The following is a 1,413-nucleotide window of genomic DNA, read 5'->3' as shown; positions in this document are numbered from 1 at the left end:
CCCCCGCCCCCACCGACACCCGCGCCGGCTTCGTCGCGCTGATCGGGGAACCGAATGCCGGCAAGTCGACGCTGCTGAACCGGCTGGTCGGCGCCAAGGTCTCGATCGTCACCCACAAGGTCCAGACCACCCGCGCCCGCATCCGCGGCATCGCCATGCACGGCGCCTCGCAGGTGGTCTTCGTGGACACCCCCGGCATCTTCCGCCCGCGCCGGCGGCTGGATCGCTCGATGGTCGCGGCTGCCTGGGGGGGTGCTGCGGATGCCGACATCGTCGTGCTGCTGATCGAGGCGCGTCGCGGCCTGACCGACGGGGTGCAGGCGATCCTCGACGCGCTGCGCGACAAGGCCGGCCGCACCCCCGTGGCGCTGGCGATCAACAAGATCGACCGGGTCAAGGCCGAGGACTTGCTGGCGCTGTCTCAGGATCTGAACGCCGCCTTTCCGTTCGCCCGCACCTTCATGATCTCGGCCGAACGCGGCCACGGGACCGAGGACCTGCTGGCCTGGCTCGCCGCCGAGGTCCCCGCCGGGCCGTGGCTTTACCCCGAGGACCAGATCGCCGACCTGCCGATGCGAATGATCGCGGCCGAGATGACCCGCGAAAAGCTGACGCTGCGGCTGCACGAGGAAATCCCCTATCAGCTGACCGTGGAAACCGAGAGCTGGCAGGAACGCGAGGACGGCTCGGCCCGCATCGACCAGGTGGTCTATGTCACCCGCCCCGGCCACAAGGGCATCGTGCTGGGCAAGGGCGGCGAGACGATCAAGGCCGTCAGCCGCGCCGCCCGCGAGGAGCTGGCCGAGTTCATGGGCCGGCCGGTGCATCTGTTCCTGCGCGTGGCGCTGCGCGAGAACTGGCTGGACGAGGCCGAGCGTTACCGCGAGATGGGGCTCGACTTCCGCGATGGCGACTGATCGGGGCCGGCGATGCAGCCGCGCCTGACCGCCGGCCTGCGCGTCGCGGCGCTGCTGCGCCGCTGTGACCTGGCGGGGCGCGGGGCCTATGTGATCCACCGCGGCGACGACACCGCCGGCGCCATAGCGCTCAGCGTGGTCCGCCCCTCGGGCCGGGTCGAGCTGTGGTCGCAGGAATACGACTTCGACAGCGACCAGCGCCCCTGGGTCCTGCAAGCCGAAGGCGCGTCGCGCGAGATCGACGCGACGGTGACCCGCCGCCGCGCCGCCGACCCCGACCTGTGGGTGATCGAGCTGGAACTGCCCGACGCCCAGCCGCTCGCCGAGCTGATCGACTGACTCCATCTCTTGTCCGGAAATATCCCACGGGGGTGTGGGGGTGTGAAGCCCCCACAAAACGGCGCGGGTGTGGGGGTGTGAAACCCCCACAGGACGGCGCGGGTGGGGTGGTGAAACCACTACAAAACGGCGCGGGTGCCCGGACGCCGCCCCCCCC

Annotated in this window: 2 protein-coding genes; both read left to right on the top strand. The window is 71.0% G+C overall.

Annotated features, from left to right (window positions below; translation table 11 throughout):
- A partial coding sequence (era, locus tag IC63_RS16680; RefSeq protein ID WP_036722740.1) for a GTPase Era occupies positions 1 to 917 on the top strand: 917 nt, incomplete at its 5' end.
- A gap of 12 nt (positions 918 to 929) precedes the next feature.
- Entirely contained in the window at positions 930 to 1,256 is a 327-nt protein-coding gene (locus tag IC63_RS16675) for a DUF1491 family protein (protein WP_036722737.1), read from the top strand.
- Positions 1,257 to 1,413: the final 157 nt, after the last annotated feature.

Origin of the sequence: Paracoccus sphaerophysae, from assembly GCF_000763805.1 — a bacterium.
GTDB lineage: Bacteria > Pseudomonadota > Alphaproteobacteria > Rhodobacterales > Rhodobacteraceae > Paracoccus > Paracoccus sphaerophysae.
This window is presented reverse-complemented; position numbering and strand designations above follow the sequence as displayed.